At 67.2% G+C, this 19634-nt stretch carries 21 protein-coding genes; 14 read left to right on the forward strand and 7 right to left on the reverse strand.

Annotated features, from left to right (window positions below; translation table 11 throughout):
* The first annotated feature begins 44 nt into the window (after positions 1 to 44).
* Both QOD90_RS30075 and QOD90_RS30080 read left to right on the forward strand, forming a co-directional pair.
* Positions 45 to 491, forward strand: a complete 447-nt coding sequence (locus tag QOD90_RS30075) for an Rv2324 family transcriptional regulator (RefSeq protein WP_526356004.1) — start codon at positions 45 to 47, stop codon at positions 489 to 491.
* 58 nt (positions 492 to 549) lie between these two features.
* Positions 550 to 1725, forward strand: coding sequence for an NAD(P)/FAD-dependent oxidoreductase (locus QOD90_RS30080; protein ID WP_526356006.1), 1176 nt, complete (start codon positions 550 to 552; stop codon positions 1723 to 1725).
* 74 nt (positions 1726 to 1799) lie between these two features.
* Here QOD90_RS30080 and QOD90_RS30085 read toward each other — a convergent pair whose 3' ends face one another.
* The 3 genes from QOD90_RS30085 to mftR form a co-directional block, all read right to left on the reverse strand.
* Complete coding sequence (locus QOD90_RS30085; protein ID WP_526356008.1) at positions 1800 to 3131, reverse strand: VOC family protein; 1332 nt, start codon at positions 3129 to 3131, stop codon at positions 1800 to 1802.
* The gene (locus QOD90_RS30090; protein ID WP_526356010.1) at positions 3128 to 3646 is read right to left on the reverse strand and encodes an RNA polymerase sigma factor; all 519 of its coding nucleotides are present in this window, start codon (positions 3644 to 3646) and stop codon (positions 3128 to 3130) included. Before QOD90_RS30090 ends, QOD90_RS30085 begins: the two co-directional genes overlap by 4 nt.
* A gap of 106 nt (positions 3647 to 3752) precedes the next feature.
* Positions 3753 to 4367, reverse strand: coding sequence for a mycofactocin system transcriptional regulator MftR (gene mftR, locus QOD90_RS30095; protein ID WP_526356012.1), 615 nt, complete (start codon positions 4365 to 4367; stop codon positions 3753 to 3755).
* 91 nt (positions 4368 to 4458) lie between these two features.
* Here mftR and mftA point away from each other — a divergent pair, with 91 nt between their 5' ends.
* The 7 genes from mftA to mftG all read left to right on the forward strand — a co-directional run bounded on the left by mftA (position 4459) and on the right by mftG (position 10945).
* Entirely contained in the window at positions 4459 to 4554 is a 96-nt protein-coding gene (gene mftA / locus QOD90_RS30100) for a mycofactocin precursor MftA (RefSeq protein WP_284228698.1), read from the forward strand.
* A 14-nt stretch (positions 4555 to 4568) separates the two neighbouring features.
* Positions 4569 to 4865 carry a mycofactocin biosynthesis chaperone MftB gene (mftB, locus tag QOD90_RS30105; protein ID WP_526356014.1) on the forward strand — a complete coding sequence of 99 codons (297 nt, stop codon included), beginning with the start codon at positions 4569 to 4571 and terminating at the stop codon, positions 4863 to 4865.
* Positions 4862 to 6052 carry a mycofactocin radical SAM maturase gene (gene mftC, locus QOD90_RS30110; protein ID WP_526356016.1) on the forward strand — a complete coding sequence of 397 codons (1191 nt, stop codon included), beginning with the start codon at positions 4862 to 4864 and terminating at the stop codon, positions 6050 to 6052. The genes mftB and mftC overlap by 4 nt, the downstream gene beginning before the upstream one ends.
* A 2-nt stretch (positions 6053 to 6054) precedes the next feature.
* Complete coding sequence (gene mftD, locus QOD90_RS30115) at positions 6055 to 7248, forward strand: pre-mycofactocin synthase MftD (RefSeq protein WP_526356018.1); 1194 nt, start codon at positions 6055 to 6057, stop codon at positions 7246 to 7248.
* Positions 7249 to 7382: 134 nt separating this feature from the next.
* Positions 7383 to 8114, forward strand: coding sequence for a mycofactocin biosynthesis peptidyl-dipeptidase MftE (gene mftE / locus QOD90_RS30120; RefSeq protein ID WP_526356020.1), 732 nt, complete (start codon positions 7383 to 7385; stop codon positions 8112 to 8114).
* Complete coding sequence (gene mftF / locus QOD90_RS30125; protein ID WP_526356022.1) at positions 8111 to 9523, forward strand: mycofactocin biosynthesis glycosyltransferase MftF; 1413 nt, start codon at positions 8111 to 8113, stop codon at positions 9521 to 9523. The genes mftE and mftF overlap by 4 nt, the downstream gene beginning before the upstream one ends.
* A gap of 9 nt (positions 9524 to 9532) precedes the next feature.
* A complete protein-coding gene (mftG, locus tag QOD90_RS30130) occupies positions 9533 to 10945 on the forward strand; it encodes a mycofactocin dehydrogenase MftG (protein ID WP_526356024.1) in 1413 nt (470 codons plus the stop codon).
* Here the strand turns inward: mftG and QOD90_RS30135 are convergent.
* Positions 10938 to 11600, reverse strand: coding sequence for an aspartate/glutamate racemase family protein (locus QOD90_RS30135; RefSeq protein ID WP_526356026.1), 663 nt, complete (start codon positions 11598 to 11600; stop codon positions 10938 to 10940). The genes mftG and QOD90_RS30135 overlap by 8 nt on opposite strands.
* A gap of 20 nt (positions 11601 to 11620) precedes the next feature.
* On the reverse strand, positions 11621 to 13219 hold the full coding sequence (locus QOD90_RS30140; RefSeq protein WP_526356042.1) for an MFS transporter: 1599 nt from the start codon (positions 13217 to 13219) through the stop codon (positions 11621 to 11623).
* 93 nt (positions 13220 to 13312) lie between these two features.
* Between QOD90_RS30140 and QOD90_RS30145 the strand changes: the two genes are divergently transcribed.
* Positions 13313 to 13972 carry a TetR/AcrR family transcriptional regulator gene (locus QOD90_RS30145; protein WP_526356028.1) on the forward strand — a complete coding sequence of 220 codons (660 nt, stop codon included), beginning with the start codon at positions 13313 to 13315 and terminating at the stop codon, positions 13970 to 13972.
* On the opposite strand, the gene QOD90_RS30150 is transcribed toward QOD90_RS30145, so the two are convergent.
* Positions 13938 to 15203 (reverse strand): cytochrome P450, encoded by a 1266-nt coding sequence (locus tag QOD90_RS30150; RefSeq protein WP_526356030.1) that lies wholly within the window; start codon positions 15201 to 15203, stop codon positions 13938 to 13940. The genes QOD90_RS30145 and QOD90_RS30150 overlap by 35 nt on opposite strands.
* 113 nt (positions 15204 to 15316) lie before the next feature.
* On the opposite strand from QOD90_RS30150, the gene QOD90_RS30155 reads away from it, so the two are divergent.
* The gene (locus QOD90_RS30155) at positions 15317 to 16906 is read left to right on the forward strand and encodes a carboxylesterase/lipase family protein (RefSeq protein WP_526356032.1); all 1590 of its coding nucleotides are present in this window, start codon (positions 15317 to 15319) and stop codon (positions 16904 to 16906) included.
* A 3-nt stretch (positions 16907 to 16909) separates the two neighbouring features.
* On the forward strand, positions 16910 to 17278 hold the full coding sequence (locus tag QOD90_RS30160; protein WP_526356034.1) for a nuclear transport factor 2 family protein: 369 nt from the start codon (positions 16910 to 16912) through the stop codon (positions 17276 to 17278).
* On the opposite strand, the gene dapA is transcribed toward QOD90_RS30160, so the two are convergent.
* Positions 17266 to 18144 (reverse strand): 4-hydroxy-tetrahydrodipicolinate synthase, encoded by an 879-nt coding sequence (gene dapA, locus QOD90_RS30165; RefSeq protein ID WP_526356036.1) that lies wholly within the window; start codon positions 18142 to 18144, stop codon positions 17266 to 17268. The two genes, QOD90_RS30160 and dapA, sit on opposite strands and share 13 nt — an antisense overlap.
* A 71-nt stretch (positions 18145 to 18215) precedes the next feature.
* Here dapA and QOD90_RS30170 point away from each other — a divergent pair, with 71 nt between their 5' ends.
* A complete protein-coding gene (locus QOD90_RS30170) occupies positions 18216 to 19127 on the forward strand; it encodes a LysR substrate-binding domain-containing protein (protein ID WP_526356038.1) in 912 nt (303 codons plus the stop codon).
* Positions 19128 to 19176: 49 nt separating this feature from the next.
* The gene (locus QOD90_RS30175; protein ID WP_526356040.1) at positions 19177 to 19521 is read left to right on the forward strand and encodes a hypothetical protein; all 345 of its coding nucleotides are present in this window, start codon (positions 19177 to 19179) and stop codon (positions 19519 to 19521) included.
* Positions 19522 to 19634 lie beyond the last annotated feature (113 nt).

The raw sequence follows: 19634 nt of genomic DNA on the forward strand, positions 1-19634 counted from the left end.
TAGAATTACGGCGTTTTGTTGTGCAGCGATCGGAATGGAGCGTCATGGACCGGCTGGACCAGACCGACGAACGCATTCTCGCCGAGTTGGCAGACCATGCCCGCGCCACCTTCGCCGAGATCGGGCAGCGGGTCAATCTCTCGGCGCCCGCGGTGAAACGGCGCGTCGATCGCATGCTCGACGACGGTGTCATCCGCAGCTTCACCACCGTCGTCGATCGCAACGCGATTGGCTGGAACACCGAGGCCTACGTACAAGTGTTCTGCCACGGCACGATTGCGCCCGCCGAGCTTCGCGAGGCCTGGGTCGGCATCCCCGAAGTCGTCAGCGCGGCGACCGTCACCGGGACTGCGGATGCCATCCTGCACGTGCTCGCGCGGGACATGCGTCACCTGGAGGAAGCTCTCGAACGCATCCGGGCGAGCGCCGACATCGAGCGCAGCGAGAGCATCGTCGTGCTGTCGAACATCATCGAACGGGCCCGCGTCTGACCGTCGCGGGACATGGGTGCTGCGCAACAGATCGCGGCCATCGTGTAAGAAATGCCCTGTGACTACTACTCGGGGCATCGTCATCGTTGGTGGCGGACTCGCCGCGTCGCGCACGGCTGAGCAACTGCGTCGCGCCGAGTACACCGGGCCGATCACGCTCATCAGCGACGAAGACCATCTTCCCTACGACCGGCCGCCGCTGTCCAAGGACGTGCTGCGCGGGGAGACCGACGACGTCGTGCTCAAGCCCGCGGAGTTCTACCAGGAGAAGGACATCACCGTCCGCCTGGGATCGGGCGCGACCAGTCTGGACACCACGGCGCAGACGGTGGAACTGGCCAATGGCGACGTCGTCGCCTATGACGAGCTGGTCATCGCAACGGGTCTGGTGCCCAAGCGAATTCCGTCGTTCCCCGACCTCGAAGGCGTCCGGGTACTGCGCACGTTCGACGAGAGCCTGGCGCTGCGCAAGCACGCCGGTACGGCGCGGCACGCCGTGGTCATCGGTGCCGGGTTCATCGGCTGCGAGGTGGCCGCGAGCCTGCGCTCGCTCGGTGTCGACGTGGTTCTGGTCGAGCCCCAGCCGACGCCGCTGGCCTCGGTACTCGGCGAGCAGATCGGTGAGCTGGTGGCCCGCCTGCACCGCGCCGAGGGCGTCGACGTGCGGTGCGGTATCGGCGTCACCGAGGTCAAGGGCACCGATCACGTGGAGAAGGTCGTACTCTCCGACGGCACCGAACTCGACGCGGACATCGTCATCGTGGGCGTCGGCTCCCGACCGTCGACCGACTGGCTCGAGAGCAGCGGTGTCACGGTCGACAACGGCGTCGTCTGCGACGTAGCCGGCCGCACCAGCGCCCCAAACGTGTGGGCGATCGGCGACGTCGCGTCCTGGCGTGATGCTCTGGGACATCAGGTGCGCGTTGAACATTGGAGCAATGTCGCCGAACAGGCCCGGGTGATCGTGCCAGCGATGCTCGGCGTCGAAGCCACCTCCGCGGTGGTGGTGCCCTATTTCTGGAGCGACCAGTACGACGTCAAGATTCAGTGCCTCGGCGAGCCGGAGGCCGACGACGTCGTGCACGTCGTCGCGGATGACGGCCGCAAGTTCCTTGCCTATTACGAGCGCGACGGCGCGGTCGTCGGCGTCGTCGGCGGCGGGATGCCCGGCAAGGTGATGAAGGCCCGCGGCAAGATCGCGGCCGGGGCCCCCATCGCCGACGTCCTCACCTAATCGCGCGCGCGATTTGTGTGTCACTACCCGCGGTGAGCGCGGGTAGTGACACACAAACCGCGCGCGCGGTGGCGCTAGTGCTGGCCGAGGTAGAAGCGCACGCCCTGGTCGTCGACGCACAACGCAGAGCTGCCGTAGGACTGCTGCGACGGTTCCTCGATGACGGTGCCGCCCGCTGCCCGGACCCGCTCGACCGCGGCGCCGACATCGGTCACCGTCCACATGGGCACGGTCATCTGCTCGGCGGTACCGCCGGCGACGCCGGTCATGGGGTGCACGGACCGTGGCTCCCAGCCGTCGTCGATCCGGCCCCGCTCGAAACTCCACCCCAGCACCCGTCCGTAGAACTGACGGAAGCTCGCCGAGTCGGCGACCTGGAACGTCACGTACGAGAGTTCGCCTGGCCCAGTGCCGTTGAGCGCGGGCCGGGGGTCGTCGCCGATGGGCTGGTACACCGCGAAGGCGGTGCCCGCCGGATCGGTGGCATCGACCGTCGGGCCGTGGGGGGTATGCGAGATCTCGCCGACCTGGCCACCCGCATCGAGGATCGCCTGTCGCGCGGCCGCCACGTCGGCCACCGCGTAGCAGCAGAACAACGTGGGCGAGCCGGGCATGGCGACGATGCCGATGGGTTGGTCGGTGTTGGTCACCTGCCGTGACGCGGGGTCGTAACGCCAGCCCAGCACGTGGCCGTAGAACGTCGCCGACCGCTCTGGATCCGCCGTCCATACCGACACGTAGCCGATGTCGCCGTGGCGGATCTGGCTCACCGATCCGGCGACCGGTCCACTCAGCATCCAGCGATGGCCGAACGGGTCGACCACAGCGGCGCGTCGAGACCCGTAGCCCTCCTGCACCTCCATCACGACGTTCGCGCCACGATCCCGCGCCCGCGCCAGTGCCGCGTCGGTGTCGGCGACGTGCAACACGAGACTCACCGAGACAGATTGTGGTGCAGGCGCCTTCAGGCCAAATTCGGGGAACTCGTCGGCAAGGTAGATCATTCCGCCCGCAATCGAGAGCTCAGCGTGCCCGATGCGACCGTCGTCCATGACGATCGGATCGCCCACCACCACGGCGCCGAACGTGTCGACGTACCAGGCGATGGCCTCCCGGGCACCCGCGACGGCGAGGTACGGCAGGGCGCCGGAGCGGGGCGGAGCCGCCGCGACAATGGGCCCGGAGCGGGGCGGAGGCGCCGCGACGGTGGCCGCCTCGGCGGGTGCGTTGAGTTCGGCGATGGCGGTATCGGTGCCGCTCATGGTGACTCCTTCGGTTCGATTGGGCAGCAAGAGTGCCGATTCGAGGCGGGCCCGCAGACGCGCCGCGAACACTGGATCGGGTTGAACCGGAGGGTCGTCGCCGTGCAGCACGGTCAGTGGATCGCTGCTGTCGAACTGGGTCATGACGCCCCTCCTTCCGGGTACTGCGATCTGAATGCGCGACGCGCCCGCACCAGCAGGGCTTCGGTGGCATGCACGGTGCGGCCGATCAATTCGGCGCACTCTGGCACCGAACGGTCGTCGAGGTAGCGCAGCGACAGCACCGTCCGATGGTGTTCGGGCAGCCGGGCCAGCACGCTTTCGGCGACGATGCGATCGAGTTCGGCATCCCATTCGTCGGTGGGATCGCCGGGCTCCGGCAGTTCGGCCACCGGGACGGTGAACCGGTCGTGCCGTCGCCGGTAGTGATCGGCCAGCTTGTGGCGAGCGACGCCGATCAGCCACGCCACCGTCATCGGCGGTGGCGTATCGCGTCGCGCAGCGTCCATCGCTGCGAGAAATGTGTCCGACGTCAGATCTTCGGCCGTGCCGCGATCACCACAGCGCCGGATGAAGTACCCGTAGACGGCGGGCAAGGCGTCGTCGTACAACGCAAGCAGCGCCCTTGGCGCGTCCTGGGAGTGCGATTCGGCGCTCACACCCCTATCGTCGCCGCCGGGGCCCCAACTCCGACGCCCTAATGCCAATCCCGTGTGATTTCGGCGCGCTCACCCGCGCTCACCGCGGGTAAACGCGCCGAAATCGCTACGGGGAGGGGCGGCGGTCGAGTTCGGCGAGGCCGGCGTTGACGGTGTCGAACGCGTCGCCGAGCGAGCGTTGCAGGGACACCGACTCGTCGGCGAGCCAGTGCTCGTAGGCCGAGAGTGCGACGCCAAGCATCGACCAGGCCGTCGTCTGCGGGATGAGGTCGGTGACCTTGAGTCCGAGTCGGCGCGCCACGAAGTCCGCGATGACGGTGCGCCATCCCGCGTACATCGTCATCGAATGGGCCTGCAGCGCGTCGGTCTCCAGAATGACGCGCATTCGCTGGCGGTGCCTGGCCGTCTCGGCTTCGTCGAAGCTGTTGAACGCCAACAATACCGAGCGCAGGGCCACGGTCGTTTGCGCGTCGGCGGGCACGGCGAGCAGGAGTTCGCGCATGTGGTTTAGGTGCGCGTCGAAGTCGCCCCACGGGATCGCGTTCTTCGAGGGGTAGTAGCGGAAGAGGGTGCGACGGGCGATACCTGCCGCGCGGGCCACGTCGTCGACGCTGACGTCGTCGAAGCCGCGGCTGGCGAACAGTTCGAGCGCGACGCTGGTGATGTGGTCCCCGGTCGTGGACCTGCGTCTGCCCACGCGGGCCGCGGGTTCACGACTCATCGAAATCGCCCCTTCCGTTTCGGCACTCGATGCCATATTCTTGCGATCTCGATCACATTTGTCGAGACCCACCAAGCGAAAGGGCGCAATCATGGAGCCGACTCAGCAGGCGGAAACCGAAACCGAGCTCGTCACCGAGAGCCTCGTCGAAGAGGTCTCGATCGACGGCATGTGCGGCGTTTACTGACGGTGGTCGCTCACGTGGAGGCGCCCGCGGACGCTCAGGCGTTCGATCCCGACGTCCGCTGGCGGCTGCACCACCAAGTGGCGGTGCGGCCGGAGCCGTTCGGCGCGCTGCTGTATCACTTTGGCACGCGCAAGCTTTCATTCCTGAAGAACACCAAGATCGTCGAAGTGGTCAACTCCCTCGATGCTCATCCCGACGCCCGATCGGCCTGTCATGCCGCGGGTATCGACGATGCCGGTCTGGCGCCCTACCTGCACGCGCTTGGCGTGCTCGTTCAATCCAACATGTTGGTCCGCGAGGAGAGCACATGACCACAGGTTTTTCCGCAGGTCCCGTCCCCAGGCTGGTCGAACAGTTCGAGCACGGCCTCGACGCCCCCATCTGCTTGACCTGGGAGCTGACGTACGCCTGCAACCTGTCCTGCGTGCACTGCCTGTCGTCGTCGGGTAAGCGCGATCCCCGCGAGCTGACCACCCGTCAGTGCAAGGACATCATCGACGAGCTCGAACGGATGCAGGTCTTCTACGTCAACATCGGCGGCGGCGAGCCGACGGTGCGGCCGGACTTCTGGGAGCTCGTCGACTACGCGACCGAACACCACGTCGGCGTGAAGTTCTCCACCAACGGCGTCCGGATCACCCCCGCGGTCGCGGCCAAGCTTGCGGCGAGCGACTACGTCGACGTCCAGATCTCGCTGGACGGCGCCACCGCCGAGGTCAACGACGCCGTGCGTGGTCCCGGCTCATTCGCCATGGCGGTCCGCGCGCTGGAGAACCTGTCGGCGGCAGGATTCAAGGACGCCAAGATCTCTGTCGTCGTCACCCGTCACAACGTCGATCAGCTCGACGAGTTCAAGACGTTGGCAGACCAGTACGGCGCGACGCTGCGGATCACCCGGCTGCGTCCCTCCGGCCGTGGCGCCGACGTGTGGGACGAGCTGCACCCCACCGCCGCCCAGCAGGTTCAGCTCTATGACTGGCTCGTCGCACGCGGTGAAGGAATTCTGACTGGCGACTCCTTCTTCCACCTCTCGGGGCTCGGCCAGCCCGGCGCACTTGCCGGGCTGAACCTATGCGGCGCGGGCCGGGTGGTGTGCCTGATCGATCCCGTGGGCGACGTGTACGCGTGCCCGTTCGCCATCCACGACCGCTTCCTCGCCGGAAACATCTTGCGCGACGGCGGTTTCGACAGCGTATGGAAGTACGCTCCACTGTTCCGTGAGCTGCGTGAACCGCAGTCAGCTGGGGCGTGCGGGAGCTGCGACCACTACGACGGCTGCCGCGGTGGCTGCATGGCTGCCAAGTTCTTCACCGGTCTGCCGCTCGACGGACCCGACCCGGAGTGCGTCCAGGGCTACGGCGAACCCGCCCTGGCGCGCGAGCGCGACAAGCCGAAGCCCAGCGGCGATCATTCGCGTTCCGGCGGGCGCAAGGGTCCCATTCCGCTGAAGCTCCTGACCGTTCCCCCGAAGAAATTCTGCAACGAAAGTCCGATCTGACCATGGCCCGCGACAAGTGGTTCGAAACCGTCGCCATCGCGCAGCAGCGCGCAAAGAAGCGGCTCCCGAAGTCTGCTTACTCGTCGCTGATCTCGGCAAGCGAGAAGGGCGTTTCGGTTTCCGACAACGTCGAGGCGTTCGCCGAGCTGGGTTTCGCGCCACACGTCATTGGCGCCACGGAGAAGCGCGAACTGGCGACAACCGTGATGGGTCAAGACATTTCAATGCCGGTCATCATTTCGCCGACCGGCGTGCAGGCGGTTGACCCGGACGGCGAAGTGGCGGTCGCACGCGCCGCCGCGGCACGCGGCACCGCCATGGGGCTCTCATCCTTTGCGAGCAAGCCGATGGAGGAAGTAACCGCCGTCAACGACAAGATCTTCTTCCAGATCTACTGGCTGGGCAGCCGCGACGAAATCGCCGAGCGGGTGCAGCGCGCCAAGGACGCGGGTGCGGTCGGCCTGATCGCGACCACCGACTGGAGCTTCAGCCACGGCCGCGATTGGGGTAGCCCCAAGATCCCCGAGCGGATGGATCTCAAGACGATGCTGCGGATGTCGCCGGAGGTGCTTACGAAGCCCAGATGGTTGTGGAGCTTCGGCAAGCACCTGCGCCCGCCAGACCTGCGGGTTCCCAACCAGGGCCGGGCCGGCGAGCCGGGGCCGACCTTCTTCGACGCCTACGGCCAGTGGATGGGCACCCCGCCACCGACGTGGGAGGACATCGCGTGGTTGCGCGAGCAGTGGGGCGGTCCGTTCCTGCTCAAAGGCATGGTGCGGGTCGACGACGCCAAACGCGCTGTGGATGCCGGTGTTTCGGCAATCACGGTGTCGAATCACGGCGGGAACAACCTCGACGGCACACCAGCGGCGATTCGCTGCCTGCCCGCCATCGCCGAGGCGGTCGGTGATCAGGTGGAGGTGTTGTTCGACGGTGGTATCCGTCGAGGCAGCGATGTGGTCAAGGCGGTTGCCCTAGGCGCACGTGCCGTGATGATCGGCCGTGCCTACCTGTGGGGCCTGGCGGCCAACGGGCAAGCCGGTGTCGAGAACGTCCTCGACATCCTCCAGGGCGGCATCGACTCCGCGCTGCGCGGACTCGGCAGGGCCTCGATCCACGACTTGGTTGCTGAGGACGTCTTGGTGCCGGCCGGCTTCACCCGTGCGCTCGGCGTGCCCGGGCACGGGAGCTCCTAACCTCGACCGCGCGTCCCACCTGATCTTCGTGGGACGGGCGGTGCTGACGAGACGGACGTGAAGACCTGGGCGCCTCGCGGGTGAACTCGACAAAATCAATTGCTGCGCAAACGCCAACATTCGGCGCACACCAGGTGAATTCGGCCTACCATCGGCGGGTGGCTTTACCCAATGAGCTGGGGAACTCAACGGCGATGCAGCTCCGCGACCTGTCCCCGGCGTTGATCATCCCGCTCGGTTCCACCGAGCAGCATGGGCCACACCTGCCAGTGGACACCGACACGCGGATCGCATCCGCGGTTGCCAGCAGGATTGCTGAGCGACTCGGCGGGAATTGGATGCTGGCCCCTGCGATCGGGTACGGCGCCAGCGGCGAGCATCAGGGGTTCCCCGGCACGGTGTCGATCGGCACGTCTGTCCTGCAGCTTTTGCTGGTCGAGTACGGCCGGTCGGCCTGCGACTGGGCATCGCGGCTGGTCTTCGTCAACGGGCACGGAGGCAACGTCGCCGCGGTTGCTGCGGCCGTCGCCCTGCTCCGCAAGGAGGGCCGCGACGTCGCATGGTGCGCCTGCAGCGTGCCCGGTGCCGACGCCCACGCCGGCCACACCGAAACGTCTGTATTGCTACATATTTCACCGGAGGCGGTCCGTACCGAGGAATGGGTGGCTGGCAACGAGGCGCCACTGGCCGACCTGATGCCCCGCCTCCGCAACGGCGGCGTCGCTGCGGTCAGCCCGGTCGGAGTGCTCGGGAACCCCACCACTGCGTCCGCTGCCGATGGGTCGCGTATCTTTGCTGAGATGGTCGAGGACTGCACCCGCCGCGTCGCGGCGTGGACCCTCGGCGCGGGGGGGCTTCTGCAGTGACCGGACCACGGCTACCCGACGGCTTCGCCGTGCAGGTGGATAGGCGGGTGAGGGTGCTCGGGGAGGGATCGGCTCTCCTCGGCGGCTCACCCACCCGCCTGTTGCGCCTGGCGCCTGCCGCGCAGACCATGCTGAACAGCGGTCGCCTGGAAGTGCACGACGCCCAGAGCGCCCAGCTCGCACGCACCCTGCTCGACGCGACCGTGGCCCATCCGCGGCCGGCCAGCGGACCGTCGCACCGCGACGTCACCGTTGTGATTCCGGTGCTGGACAACGCTACTGGGCTCAAGCGCCTCGTCGAAGCCTTGCGCGGGATGCGGGTCGTGGTGGTGGACGACGGTTCGTCGCAAGCCGTGCAGGTGAGCGACTTCGCGGGCCTGCACTGTGACGTGCGGGTGCTGCGCCATGCCGTCAGCAAGGGCCCCGCCGCCGCCCGCAACGCCGGCCTCGCCGTTTGCGAGACGGACTTCGTCGCGTTCCTCGACTCCGACGTCGTGCCCCGACGTGGCTGGCTGGAGGCGCTCCTCGGACACTTCTGTGACCCCGCCGTCGCCCTGGTGGCACCGCGGATCGTCGGGCTGCGCGAGCCGCAGAACATGGTGGCGCGATACGAGGCGGTGCGGTCATCACTCGACCTGGGACTGCGTGAGGCGCCCGTCGTGCCGTACGGCACCGTGTCCTACGTTCCCAGCGCGGCCATCATCTGCCGCCGCACCGCACTCAACGAGGTCGGGGGGTTCGACGAGACGCTGCGATCCGGTGAGGACGTCGACCTGTGCTGGCGCTTCATCGAGGCTGAGGCGCGGCTGCGCTACGAACCCATTGCGCTGGTTGGGCACGATCACCGTACTGAACTGCGAGACTGGTTCGCGCGCAAGGCATTCTACGGATCCTCGGCGGCACCGCTAGCCATCCGGCACCCCGGCAAGACTGCCCCGCTGGTGCTGTCCGGTTGGACCCTGCTGGTGTGGCTGCTCCTGGCGATGGGTTCGGGAGTCGGCTACATCGCGTCGACGATCGTCGCCGCCATCACCGGTCGCAAGATCGCCAAGTCGCTCAGCACGGTCGACACCGAGCCGAAGGAAGTGGCCGCAGTCGCGGCGCAGGGCCTGTGGTCGGCCGCGTTGCAACTGGCCTCGGCGATCTGCAGGCACTACTGGCCCATCGCGTTGGTGGCCGCAATCTTCTTCCGGCGATGCAGGCAGGTCGTCCTGGTGGCCGCCGTCATGGACGGGGTCGTCGACTGGGCCACCAGGAACGGCAACGCCGACGACGATGCGAAGCGGGTGGGGCTCTTGTCCTACCTCCTGCTGAAACGGCTCGATGACATCGCCTACGGGCTCGGCCTGTGGACGGGCGTCGTGCGCGAGCGTGATCTCGGCGCGCTCAAACCCCAGATCCGGACGTGACGCGACACCTTGCACTCTGACGTCCTGATCGTCGGCGCCGGCAGCGCTGGTTGTGTTCTTGCCGAGAGTCTTTCGCGTGATCCGCAATGTCAGGTGACGATCGTCGAGTCGGGCCCTGGCCCGTCCGACCCGCACGTCAGGGAGCAGATCGGCAACGGTCTGCGCCTGCCAATCGGGGCGGCGAGTTCGGTGGTACGGCGCTACGAGACCACCCTGACGGATCAGCCGCGGCGCCGCTCCTCGATCATGCGAGGGGCGGTCATCGGCGGGTCCGGCGCGGTCAACGGTGGCTACTTCTGTCGCGGGCTACCCGACGACTTCAACGGCTGGGGCATCCCTGGCTGGTCGTGGGCCGACGTGCTACCGCACTTCAAGGACATCGAGACCGACCTGGACTTCGACGGCCCGCTGCATGGGGCGGACGGCCCGATGTTAATTCGGCGCATCACCGAATTTGAAGAGGGCGCAGTCGCTTTCGTGGACGCAGCACTCGGCCGGGGCTACGAATGGATCGCCGATCTCAACGGCGCCGCGCCTGGTCGCCCTGGCGTTGCCGCCGTGCCGTTGAACATCGACCGAGGTGCACGGTTGGGACCGGGCGACGCCTTCCTCGGTCGTGCCAAGGGGCGCTCCAATCTGACCGTGCTCGAGAAACACAGCGTGCAGCGGATCCGGTTCACCCGGCACCGGGCGGTGGGAGTCGACTGCATCGGATCCGATGGGCCGCGAGCCTTGACCGCCGACCGCATCGTCCTGTCCGCGGGCGCCATCGGCTCCGCGCACCTGCTGATGGTTTCGGGCATCGGGCCGGCAGCGCAACTGTCCGCCGCGGGCGTCGCGGTGCTGCTGGACCTACCGGTCGGAACGCGAAGCATCGATCATCCCGAATGGGTCCTTCCGGTCGACTGGCCCGCGGCGCCGGGCCGACCACCACTGGAGGCGCTGCTGACCACCGAGAATGGTCTGGAGATCCGCTGCTACACAACGGGCTTCGCGGCAATGACGGGGGCGGGCTACGACCCCGCAGATCGACCGCATCTCGGCGTGACGCTCATGCGCCCGCATTCTCGGGGTCGGGTGACCCTGGCATCTGCCGATCTCGATGTCCCGCCGGTCATCGAGCACCGCTACGACAGCGAAGCCAGGGATGTCGCCGCTCTTGAGGCGGGTGCCGACCTCGCCCACGATCTTGCAGGATCTGGTTACCACGCCAGGGAGTCGTTCTGGTCGACGTCACAGCACCTGTGCGGTTCGGTACCGATGGGACGTGATGGTGACGCGCCACTCGACGAGCGCTGCCGGGTGCGCGGCGTGGAAGGACTATGGGTGGTCGACGGGTCGATCCTGCCCGACATCACCAGCCGCGGACCTCACGCGACGATCGTCATGATCGGCCGCCGCGCGGCCGAGTTCATCAGTTGACTTGGCGCATCGTGACGAGGGCCTCGGCGAGCACCGTTGCTGCTACGACGCCGTCGACGACGGGCACGCCGAGTCGCCTGGTGAGTGGGCCGGCGAACTTGGCCATTGCCGCACAACCCAATACGATTGCGCGACTCCCGTCCTGAGCCAACGCCTTCTCGCAGAGATCTCCGATGGGCTCGATCGTGGTTGGATCCGAGTCGATGCGAAGGACGGGGATGTCGCAGGCGTACACACCGAGACACTGGCTTGGTGTGTAGGTCTTCGCCAGCGACCAAGCGGTGGGCACCGTCGCGGACATCGACGTCACGACCGAAAAGCCCCCCGCGGTGAGCGCGGCGGCGTGCATCGCGGCCTGCGCGATCCCGAGGACCGGAGCGTCGAGGATGGCGCGGACCTGTTCTAGGCCGGGGTCGCCGAAGCACGCGATGACATACGCGTCCGGGGGGTTCGCCGACGTTGACGCCCGCCGTACCTCGGCGAGAAGGCCAGGTAGGCAACGCTGTTCGTCCTCGTCGCTTTCGATGCTCGAGGGTCCACCGATCGGGTTCACGGCAAGGATCTCGGTGCCGGGTCCGGCGGCCGCCCGCGCCGCAATGCCGATCTCGACGGTCATCGACGCCGTGCTGTTGGGATTGACGATCAGTAGCCGCACCCTGCCAGCGTAAGCGCCGATCAGGACCTGTGCCGCCCCCGCCACCCGCGGGTGCGAAACCAACGCACGATACGGAGTTGTTCGTCGTCCCGACCTGGCGCCCACAACCCGATCAGCACTGCCGCCACCAACACCACGGCACCGAGCACTAGCACCGACGGGCCCATCGCGTCGATGAAGGCGGCCCTGCTGAGATCGGCCAACCGAACGCCGGCAGGTCCGAGTTGGCGGGCAACTTCGAGCGCTTGGCCGAGCGAGTTGGTGGCGCCCTCGCGCACCGGGGCGGGGAAGTCGGCCAGCCTTGGCCCGAGCGAGTCGCCGTACCGGCTGGCGAGCATCGAGCCTGCCAGGGCAATGCCGAGGGCGGCTCCGATCTCGCGCGTGGTGTCGTTGACCGCCGAGGCGACCCCTTGCTTGTCGTCGGGAGCTGTGTTCATGATCGCGGAAGTCGGAGGCGCGGTGCACAATCCAATACCGGTGCTCATGATGAGCATCGGCCACGCGAGGTCCCAGTAGGTGGAATCGACTTCGAGCAGGGTCAGGCAGACGAGTCCGGCGGCAATGAGGACGAGTCCGACGAAGAGCACCACGCGCAGACCGAAGCGGGGCAGGTACCAGAAGGACAACGCCGACAGCACCAGTGTGGGTCCCATCAAAGGGGTCAGGGCGACGGCGGTTTTGATCGGGCTGTAGCCGAGGATGAGCTGGATGTGTTGCATCACCACGAACATGAAGCCGAACATCGACAGGAAGAACATGGTGATGGTGGCCGCGCCGGTGGCGAACGCGGGGATCCGAAACAGGCGAACGTCAAGCAGGGGATGGCGACGTCGTAGTTCGATGACGCCGAATGCCACTGTCAGCACCAACCCCGCACCGATGCACCCGAGAACCATCGAGTCGGTCCACCCGCGGGCGGGCGCTTCGAGAATGCCGAACACCAAGACGGCCACGGCTCCGCCGATGACCACGGCGCCCACCAAGTCGAGGGGTTTGGGCTCGTGTTCCTTGGAGCTGGCTATGGTCAAGGTGAGTGCGAAGAGGGCGGTCCCCGCACCGGCGAAGGCCCAGAAGATGGACTGCCACGGCCAAAAGTGCAGCAGGGCTCCGCTTCCCAGCATGCCGATGACGGCGCCGCAGCCTGCGGTGGCAGCCCAGATGCCAACCGCCTTGTTCCGCTGGTCTTTTGGATATGCGGCTGTCAGCAGCGAGAGTGTCGCAGGCATGATGAACGCGGCGCCCGCGCCGGCCGCACCGCGAGCGATGATGAGGTGCACGGGGTCCGACCAGAGCGCGGGCGCCAGCGACGCCAAGCCAAAGACGAAGAGGCCGAACAGCATGGCTCCGCGGCGGCCGTAGCGGTCACCGAGGGCACCCGCGGGCAGCAGCAGACAGGCCAGCGCCAGGGTGTAACTGTCGATGATCCACGTCAGCTCGGCTTGGGTGGCCGACGTGGCCGTCGCGATGCCGGGGATCGCGGTGTTGAGCGCGACCATCGAAGCGATGACCAGGAGCAGAGCCAGGCACGCCACGATGAGCAGCCAAGTGCGGGCACGGCTCGACAGGTCCGCCACCGCCGTGTCGGTAGGCTGGTCGAACCGGGCGAGAGTGTCGACGATGCACCTTCCCTTCCGGCGATGCGATACTTTTGAGACTAACAGTCTCGAACCAAGACTAACAGTCTTCTTTACCGGGTGGAGGTAGACGCACACATGACCGGCGAGCGAAGCGACCCGCGGCCCGCTCGTTCGCGCGCACGCCTGCTCGACGCGGCGACGGCGCTTCTGCGCACCGGCGGCCCGAGTGCGGTCACCATCGACGCCGTCACCCGCAGCGCGAACGTCGCAAGGGCCACGCTCTACCGCCACTTCTCCAGTGCCAACGATCTGCTCGCCGCGAGCTTCATGAGCCTCATCCCACCGCCGCCAAGGCCGCCCGAGGAGGGCACGTTGCGGGATCGTCTCACCGCGATCGTGGTGGCTTGGGCCGAGTCGATCTCCGAAGCGCCGACGATCCTGACCGCGATGTCGTGGCTGTCCCTCGGGCCCGACATCGGACATCTGCCGCAGATGCAGCACGCCGACACCAGCAGCGAGATGCGCTCGCTGCGGGAACGCATCGCACTGCAATACTCGGCGCCCTTCGACCTGATCCTGGACAGCCCGCAGGCCGCCGACGAACTGAAACACGTTGACCGCACAGTGGCTTTCGCCCTGCTGATCGGTCCGCTGGCGTTCGGCAGGCTCAGCACCCTTGCCGACTTCGACTACGAGAAGGTGGCGGTGGCCGCCGTCGACGGATTCCTCAAGTGCTTCGCGAAGGATTTCAGTGACACCGCTACCGCAGCGAGTACCGGATCGGAAGGTGCTTGAGTCCGCCGACGAACGTCGTTGCGGAAAGCTCTGGGACACCGGCCAGTTCGATGGAGTCCAGACGCGGGATCAGTTCGGTGAACAGACTGCTCATCTCCATCCTGGCAAGTGCGGCGCCGAGGCAGAAGTGCACGCCGTAGCCGAAGGCGACGTGCTTGTTCGGATCACGAGTTACGTCGAATCGGAACGGGTCGGTGAACACCTCCTCGTCGCGGTTGCCCGACACGTAGGCCAGATACACCGATTCGCCTGCGGCGATGTCCACCCCTCGGACGGTGGTGTCCTTCGCGGCGGTCCGCATGAATTCCTTGACGGGAGTTGACCATCGGATCATCTCCTCGACGGCCGTTGGCATGAGCCCAGGGTCCTTGCGCAAGCGTTCCAGCTCCCCGGGGTTGTCGATGAGCGCCCGCATTCCACCGGAGATCGCGTCCTTGGTGGTGTCATGCCCCGCGCTGGCGACGATGACGTAGTACGACGCGGTGTCGACGTCCGACAGCGGTTCGCCGTCGATCGTGCCGTTCGCGATGGCCGAGGCGAGGTCACCGGTGTGCTGTTCCCGGCGCGATGCCGTCAGCTGCGAGAAGTAGGCGAAGAAGTCGAGCAGCACCGCGAGTTGATCCTCGAGTGTGCCACCGTCGCGCTGGTACTCGTCGTCATCGCCGCCGAACATCTCCTGCGTCAACGAGTGCATGCGACCGAAGTCGGACTCGGGCAGGCCCAGCAGCGACATGATCACATACAGCGGGAAGTCGACGGCGATGTCGGTGACGAAGTCGCATTCGGGGCCGATGTCAGCCATCTTGTCAACGTAGCGCTCGGCCAACTCGTCGACGCGGACCTTCAGATCGCGCATGGCCTTGGGGCGGAACCAGTCGGCCCCGATCTGGCGGACCTTGCGGTGATGCGGATCGTCCATGTGGATCAGCGTGCGCAGGCCCATGCCCGCTTCGAGCTGCTCCTTGGCCAGGTCGTCGGCGGCCGCCGTGGTGAGCAGCGGGCGCGGCTCGCTGAGGAACAGTTCGTTGTCGCGTTCGATCGCCATGATGTCGGCATGCTTGGTGATCGCCCAGAAAGGGCGATACGGCCGATTGTCAACCCAGGCAACGGGATTGTTCGCGCGCAACTCGGTGAGCGCCGCGTGCAGGCGCTCGTCGTCGGCGTAGGCGGTCGGATCGGCAAGGACCTTGGCGGCCGGGTCCATCACGCGGTCCACGGTCTCACTGCTCATCGAAACTCCTGTGGGCGAGGCTCTACTTGACGGGTGTCAAGACGCAGTTTAGGGCGGACCGGGAAGTGCGTTGGGCGAATGGCCCTGATCCGTCGTCGGTAGGCTCGGCGGGGATGCGCCCTGAATCGGTTGGTCTCCGCGCGATGGCGATCGTGTTGGCCGTGTTGATGTTGCTCGCAGGCTGCGCGCGCGGCGAGGACCCGGGGCCCGCGACGCCCAAGCCCCCTCCTGCCGACCCCGCGGTCATCCGGACTGCGACGGGCACCGTCCGTGGCGTCGTCGCGCCCGAGCACCGGCTGTTCGCCGGAATTCCCTACGCGGCACCGCCAATCGGTCCGTTGCGCTGGCAGCCGCCTGCACCTGCCCTGCCATGGCCAGGCATTCGTGACGCGACTCGAACCGGCCCGCGCTGCATGCAGGACGCGAGCGATCTGGAGATGGGTCGACAGACCTCTGAGGACTGCCTGACCCTGAATGTGTGGACGCCGCCGCCATCGGAGCGCAAGCGCGCGGTGATGGTGTGGATCCACGGCGGTGCGTTCGTCAACGGCAGCAGCGGGCTCTACGATTCGCGCTGGCTGGCGTCGCGGGGCGACATCGTGGTCGTCACGTTGAACTACCGACTCGGCGCGCTGGGCTTCCTTGCGCACCCCGCGCTCGGCGCGCCAGGTGCCGTCGGCAACTACGGCCTGTCTGACCAGCAGGCTGCGCTGCGCTGGGTGCACGACAACATCGCAAACTTCGGTGGTGACCCCGATGCCGTCACGGTCGCAGGTGAGTCCGCAGGCGGCATGTCGGTGTGTGACCACCTCGTCGCCCCCGGATCCGAGGGACTCTTCCGTGCGGCAATCATCCAGAGCGGGCCGTGCGAGGCCCAGGTCGCACTGCCCGAGGCGGAGAAGGTCAGTATCGACTACGCCCGTGCCGTCGGCTGCGACGATGTGCGAACCGTCGCCACCTGCCTGCGCGCAATTCCTGCCGACAAGCTACGAAAACCAGTGTGGTATTACCACATTGGTGATGACGCACTGAGCGGACCGGTGACGGGAACGAAGGTGCTACCGGTGGATCCGATGCTGGCGATCACCGAGGGCCGGTCCGCGAAGGTTCCCGTCCTGGTCGGCACCAACCACGACGAGTTCACGTTGTTCGTCGCCCTCCAGTACCTCCGACTGAGGAGGCCGTACACCGAGGCACAGTATCCGCAGCTGCTGTCGCAGACGTTCGGCCGTGACGCCGAAGCGGTCGCCGCGCACTACCCGTTGTCCCGCTACGCGGGCAGCGTGCCACTGGCATACTCGGCGGCCGTCACCGACGGTGTCTTTGCCTGCGTCGCGGATAGGATGACCGAGGCTCTTGCCAGAACGGACTCGGCGTACGCCTACGAGTTCAACGACCGCGACGCGCCTGCGCCGGACGCGTTGCGCACCTTGCCCTTTCCCGTCGGAGCTAGCCACTCCCTCGAGTTGCGTTACCTCTTCGACGTCGGTGGCGCGCCACCGCTCGATGCCGACCAGCAGGTGCTGTCCGATCAGATGATCGATGCGTGGAGTCAGTTCGTCCGCGACGGCCATCCCGGCGATGACTGGCCCGCTTTCGGCGGCGAGGAAAAGCGGTTGTCATTGCGACCCGACGGAAGCAGGGTGGAGACCGACTTCGATCAGAAGCGTCAATGCCCGTTCTGGGCGGCCCTCAAGGAGTAGCCAGTGTCGACACCCGATGTCCTGCCCGACCCCAAGGACTTCGCCGACGAATGGGTTCGGGCGTGGAACGGCCACGACGTCGAGGCCGTCCTCGCCCACTTTCACGATGACGTCGTGTTCAGCTCGCCCGTGGCCGCGCGGGTGCTCCCCGAGACCGGGGGAGTGGTGCGGGGCAAGCCCGCGCTCCGCGACTACTGGATGACGGCGCTCGGCATGCTGCCCGATCTGCACTTCGACGTGATCGGGGTCTACCAGGGTGAGTCGCTGCTGGTGATCAACTACCGCAACGAGCGGGGTGGCCTGGTCAACGAAGTCCTGTTGTTCGACGAGGCTGGGCTCGTCCGCGAGGGCCACGGCACCTATCTGAGGTAGTCCATGGCGTCGAGGGCGGCCGTGACGGATGTCGAGCTCGCAGCGAGCAGCGGCAGCCGGACGTCGGGTGTGGGAATTCGGCCGCGGGCGGCCAAAACCGCCTTGATCACAACGGGATTGGGCTCGGCGAACAGTGCGCGCGTCAGAGGCGCCAGGCTGTCGTGGCGGCTGCGGGCGCGATCGATCGGTCCGCTCCGCCACGCCGCAACCAGGTCGGCGTAGTCGCCGGCCGCAACATTGGCGCTGGCGAGGATCGCGCCAGTCGCCCCGAGCGCCAGCAGCGGCCCGGAGTAGAGGTCGTCGCCAGCGAGCACGGAGAACCCGGCGGGGAGATCGCTCATGAAGGCCACGGTGGCCTCGTCGATCCCGCCGACCGAATGCTTGAACCCGACGATGCGCGGTATCCGGGCCAGCCGGCCCAAGGTGGCGGCACTCAACGGCAGTCCGGTGCGGTAGGGGATGTGGTAGATCACCAACGGCACGGGACTCTCGGCCGCGAGCCGACGGAAGTGTTCGACGACGCCGTCCTCGGATGGCCGGGTGTAGTAGGGAACGACGGCGAGCGCAGCCGTGGCGCGCGAGTCCAGCTCGGCGAGCATGTGGACCGATTCGGCGGTCGAATTCGACCCGGTGCCAACGATCAACGGGGTGCGGCGCTCCGTGGACACCTCGGCGCAGACGTCGACGATCGTGCGGCGTTCCCTCGGTGTCAGGGTCGCCGATTCGGCGGTGGTGCCCAGCGCCACCAGCCCGGAGGCCCCGTCGTCGAGGACGCCGTTGGCGAGCTTCTGCAACGCCTCGGTAGCGATGTCACCGGATGCGGTGAACGGGGTGATGAGCGGAACGAAGAGACCCGTGAACGACATGCCATCGACGATGGCCGAACAAAACGTTCAGGTCTAGTTCACGTTTGTGATGCGGGGCGTAAGTTCTACTTATGCTCGATGTACGTCGGCTCCGCCTGCTTCGTGAGCTGGCGCGTCGCGGGACCATCGCGGCCGTGGCCGAGGCGTTCGCCTACACCCCGTCCGCGGTCTCCCAGCAGCTCACCGCGCTCGAACGCGAGAGCGGCGCCACGCTGCTGGAGCGAACCGGCCGCCGCGTGACGTTGACCCCGGCGGCGCTACTCCTCGTCGAGCGCACCGAGTCGATCCTCGCCATCCTCGAGGAGGCCGCCGCAGATCTCGCCTCGGCCGAAGCGACTGTCACCGGCACGTTGCGTATCGGTGTCTTTCCCACGGCGGTGCCGACGATCCTCACGCCTGCCCTCGTCACGCTGAGTGCCGCGCATCCCGGCCTGGATCTGCTTGTCGCCGAACTGGATCCAGCCGCGGTCCCCGATGCGTTGCGCGAGAAGGCCCTCGACGTCGCGCTGGTACAGGAGTACGACCACGTGCCGTTCGTGCCCGATACGGCCCTGCAGACCGAACTGCTGCTGGAGGAGACCGTCCACCTGGCCGCTCTGAGCCGCGGCCCCCTTCGTGTTCGGCATGACGCGCGCTGGATTGCGGGCACGCCGAACACCCTGTGTCACACGCTGACCCTCAGGGCCTGCGAGGCGGCAGGGTTCACTCCCGACATTCGTCATCACGCCGACGACTTCGGTGCCGTCCTCGCGTTGGTGGCGGCGGGGCAGGGCGTCGCCTTGGTTCCCGACCTCGGCGCCCTCGCGCCGCCTGCGGCCGTCGTGCTGACTGCCACTCCGATCCGGCGGACGACTCATCTGGCCTACCGTCGCGGCACGGCCGCCCATCCGGCGATCTCGGCCGCGCGAAAGGCCCTGCACGACGCGGCGGCCGAAATAGATCCGAAGAAAAGTGAGGGAACTCGTGTGCCCCGCCGCTCCTAGCTGGTGAACGTGGTCCACCAGGGGCCGCGACAGCCTCAAGGAGATCACCATGAACAGCTCGACCACCCGCAAGCTGACCCGCTTCCAGTTCGCAGCGACGATCTTCGGCGCTCTGGCCATCGCAGTCTTGGCCCCGGCGACCGCGAACGCCCAGCCCGTCGGGTCCGGCGGTGGCGCTGACGGCGGCTGCCACTACACCGACAAGGATGGCTACGACATCCCGATCGACGACGGACAGGGCGTCATCGTCGACGGCAAGACAGTGACGTGCAGCGGTGGAACGATCACCGTCAGCGCGGCGCCCAGTCGCAACGTCGGCCCCAAGGGCCCGATCGTGAAGCAAACTCAGAAGCTTCCGGTGCTGAATCGGAGTGCGATTGCCGCGACCCCCTGACACCCGATGACAGTCAGCCCGCCCGTCCCCAGGAGAGGAGGGCGGGCTGCTGTCATGTCAGGCCGGCGTCACCCAGGTGGTGATCTCGGCGTGCACGACCTCGGCACCGAAGT

The organism is Mycobacterium sp. (assembly GCF_032161845.1).
Classification (GTDB): domain Bacteria; phylum Actinomycetota; class Actinomycetes; order Mycobacteriales; family Mycobacteriaceae; genus Mycobacterium.

What these genes read in the sequence shown, in the direction of transcription:
- QOD90_RS30075 (WP_526356004.1), top strand. Translation starts at nt 45, where the DNA reads ATGGACCGGCTGGACCAGACCGACGAACGCATTCTCGCCGAGTTGGCA.
- QOD90_RS30085 (WP_526356008.1), bottom strand. Translation starts at nt 3,131, where the DNA reads ATGACCCAGTTCGACAGCAGCGATCCACTGACCGTGCTGCACGGCGAC.
- mftR (WP_526356012.1), bottom strand. Translation starts at nt 4,367, where the DNA reads ATGAGTCGTGAACCCGCGGCCCGCGTGGGCAGACGCAGGTCCACGACC.
- mftA (WP_284228698.1), top strand. Translation starts at nt 4,459, where the DNA reads ATGGAGCCGACTCAGCAGGCGGAAACCGAAACCGAGCTCGTCACCGAG.
- mftC (WP_526356016.1), top strand. Translation starts at nt 4,862, where the DNA reads ATGACCACAGGTTTTTCCGCAGGTCCCGTCCCCAGGCTGGTCGAACAG.
- mftD (WP_526356018.1), top strand. Translation starts at nt 6,055, where the DNA reads ATGGCCCGCGACAAGTGGTTCGAAACCGTCGCCATCGCGCAGCAGCGC.
- QOD90_RS30145 (WP_526356028.1), top strand. Translation starts at nt 13,313, where the DNA reads ATGACCGGCGAGCGAAGCGACCCGCGGCCCGCTCGTTCGCGCGCACGC.
- QOD90_RS30150 (WP_526356030.1), bottom strand. Translation starts at nt 15,203, where the DNA reads ATGAGCAGTGAGACCGTGGACCGCGTGATGGACCCGGCCGCCAAGGTC.
- QOD90_RS30155 (WP_526356032.1), top strand. Translation starts at nt 15,317, where the DNA reads ATGCGCCCTGAATCGGTTGGTCTCCGCGCGATGGCGATCGTGTTGGCC.
- dapA (WP_526356036.1), bottom strand. Translation starts at nt 18,144, where the DNA reads ATGTCGTTCACGGGTCTCTTCGTTCCGCTCATCACCCCGTTCACCGCA.
- QOD90_RS30170 (WP_526356038.1), top strand. Translation starts at nt 18,216, where the DNA reads ATGCTCGATGTACGTCGGCTCCGCCTGCTTCGTGAGCTGGCGCGTCGC.
- QOD90_RS30175 (WP_526356040.1), top strand. Translation starts at nt 19,177, where the DNA reads ATGAACAGCTCGACCACCCGCAAGCTGACCCGCTTCCAGTTCGCAGCG.